This is a genomic window from Pseudoalteromonas sp. CST2 (genome assembly GCF_028599385.1).
In the GTDB taxonomy this organism is placed as follows: Bacteria; Pseudomonadota; Gammaproteobacteria; order Enterobacterales; family Alteromonadaceae; genus Pseudoalteromonas; species Pseudoalteromonas atlantica.
Genome location: NZ_JAQREO010000029.1, coordinates 1 through 2,550, shown reverse-complemented (window position 1 = coordinate 2,550; position 2,550 = coordinate 1). Strand labels below are relative to the sequence as shown.

Here is a 2,550-nt window from a genome sequence, read left to right as displayed (position 1 = left end):
CTGGTATGTTTTCACTACCTTCCAGAAGTGATGTTTATGCTTGGTTAAGCCATGCTGAAAAAACCTGTAGAACTCGTTCGGGCACTGCTTTATCTAAAGGAACGACCGTATACATGAACAAGACATCTTCGCGTTGGAATGTTGTTATGTATTCAAAGGGTCAAGAATTGGAAAAGCACAAGTTACCCAGAGAACTTGAAGGTAGCAGTTTAGAGTCTTATGCTGATAATAAGCTTCGTGTAGAATTAAGATTAAGAGGTAAAGAGCTTTCTAAGATTGGCCTTAATGTAGGAACCAACTGGTTGCAGCTCGATACTTGGCCTCTTTTCAAAGATTATGTAGGAAGAGTTGAGATGACCGAGCAAGATATCCGTAGTGATAAGCTTTTTGAAATCCCTAAGCATGCAAGAATGACTTATGAACTTTGGTCTCTTGGTAGAGATGTTCGTCAATTCATAGGTAAGACTAAGTACTATAAGGATAGAAAAGCTTTGATGGAATTTGGTATTGATATTTCAGTACCAAAACCTGTAACGGATCAGAATATCAACGTTGTTCCACTTAAAAAAGTTCTTGAGCTTAAACCAGCCGGTATACCCGAATGGGCTTACGGTACTAATCTGGTTTTTGAGCCTAGGATGATTTGCGGATAGGCCATGCACCAACACGATACCCAACTTAACCAAAAAGCTAAGTCTGTTATTAGAAAATGTGCTAACAAAACTAATGTTACACCTAAAAAATTTAAAGATAAGTTTATTCAAGGCAATGATATAGATAGTACATTACTCTTTTGGAAGGTTCTTTATAGCCGCTTCCCTGAGATGGTTGATTTTAATCAAGTAGACTATTGCCATTGCTGTAGTAAGTTTTCTTTTTATAGAGACCCGAACATAAATATTGATTGGCAGTACTTAATGTGATCTTATATGTATTAGTTAATTTTAAATTGATTTTTGTTACATAATTCAAGATGTTAATTGCTGGAGATGCCAATGAATAATTTAAATATTTTACATTCCTTAAACCATGAAACTATTTTAAAGCTTTCTGATTTAGCTTTTTCTCAAGGCTTATCTCTTAGAGAACTGGTTACTAAAATAGTTAATGGTTAGTTTTAATAGCCAAGTTAACCTTAGCACTTTTGTTAAGGTTAACTTTATGCGTTTACGCATGTAGGCCACACATCAAACTCATTTCGAAGACCTTTGTTTGATGGCCGCAAACAAGCGAAGCGCTACCCATCTAAACTTTTAAACAAATCCCCGCGCAGCATGCGCCCCTGATAAAAATCTTTTAATTCTAATTTTAAATTAATATTCACGATAATAGTCATTATTGTGACTTACCTTTAATTACTGATAATTCCACTTATCTTTACTTATCCAGCACTGGTGAATTAATTCGACTAAGAGTTAAATTGTTTTTTATGGGGAGGGACCCGCTTGCGGGAGGGTCCTCATAAAAATAAGAGTTAACTCTGGTGGGTCTTAGTAATACCCACCTTTTGTCCGCGATACGAACTAATTTACGGTTTAACTCTTATTTTATCTCGTTTCTGTGTCTGGACTTTTGTCCGCGTTTTGATTGACAGGTCTTCTTTAATTCCATAGTATTTAAAAAAATTATTACTGGTGTGTATAGATGGACATTAAAAAAGATAAAAAAGTAAGGGCTGCTTTTACCCTTGATAAAGAGGTTGTTGAGGCTTTGGATGATTTCTCTCTTTCAACTGGGCAATCTAAGTCTGCCTTTGTTAATGATTGCCTTAAACAATCTATCGATCATCTTAAAAAGCTTTCTGAGATAATTAATTATGCTAAAGCTAATCCTGGCGTTGACCTGGCTGTTATCCAATCACGCATTAATGATGAATTATTAAAAGCCAAAGATTCTCTAGACGGTCTCTCTAAGGAATAGCTACATGTCTGATATTAGTGATATTGCAATTGAAAGGGCTCTTTTTGGTCTAGTTAAGTCTAAGACTCAATCAGCTCCAAACCCTGAGTTTGTTAAAAATGAAGAGACTTATAATCCAACACTTCAAATAGACTGGATAACAGCTAAAGTTCCTTTCTTTGTTTCTGGCAAGCTTAATGGGGGCAATATCATTAACACCACTCCTGATGGTGAAATTGAATACACTATAGATAAAAGATTACCTGTGACAGGCAGTTATGATTCTCGTTTATCAGTAAGAACTGCTGAGCTTATGTTTGGTACCAATGATACTTTCCTTATTGAAATCTCTGGCAATCCAGTTAAGTGGTTTCAAGGTCACAATATCTTTGGTTCTGATGATTTGCCCAATTTGATATATGAAACAGTTATCAAGCTGTCTCGTTTATTGGGTATGCCCCAACCTCAATCTTATTTAGATGGCATTAAAAGAGGTTGTTTTACACTTTCGAGAGTAGATATTACTGGTATGTTTTCACTACCTTCCAGAAGTGATGTTTATGCTTGGTTAAGCCATGCTGAAAAAACCTGTAGAACTCGTTCGGGCACTGCTTTATCTAAAGGAACGACCGTATACATGAACAAGACATC

The 2,550-nt window shown here is 35.9% G+C and carries 4 protein-coding genes; all 4 read left to right on the top strand.

Annotated elements, in window-relative coordinates:
* Positions 1-653 (top strand): phage/plasmid replication protein, II/X family (locus PSH41_RS19980; protein WP_273605103.1); only part of this gene is annotated, 653 nt, incomplete at its 5' end.
* A gap of 3 nt (positions 654-656) precedes the next feature.
* The gene (locus PSH41_RS19975) at positions 657-923 is read left to right on the top strand and encodes a hypothetical protein (protein WP_273590048.1); all 267 of its coding nucleotides are present in this window, start codon (positions 657-659) and stop codon (positions 921-923) included.
* A gap of 721 nt (positions 924-1,644) precedes the next feature.
* Positions 1,645-1,920 (top strand): hypothetical protein, encoded by a 276-nt coding sequence (locus PSH41_RS19970; protein WP_273590047.1) that lies wholly within the window; start codon positions 1,645-1,647, stop codon positions 1,918-1,920.
* A 4-nt stretch (positions 1,921-1,924) separates the two neighbouring features.
* Positions 1,925-2,550: phage/plasmid replication protein, II/X family (locus tag PSH41_RS19965; RefSeq protein ID WP_273605102.1), on the top strand; the 626-nt coding region annotated here is incomplete at its 3' end.

Coding starts and splice junctions, on each gene's coding strand:
- PSH41_RS19975 (WP_273590048.1), top strand. CDS start 657: ATGCACCAACACGATACCCAACTTAACCAAAAAGCTAAGTCTGTTATT.
- PSH41_RS19970 (WP_273590047.1), top strand. CDS start 1,645: ATGGACATTAAAAAAGATAAAAAAGTAAGGGCTGCTTTTACCCTTGAT.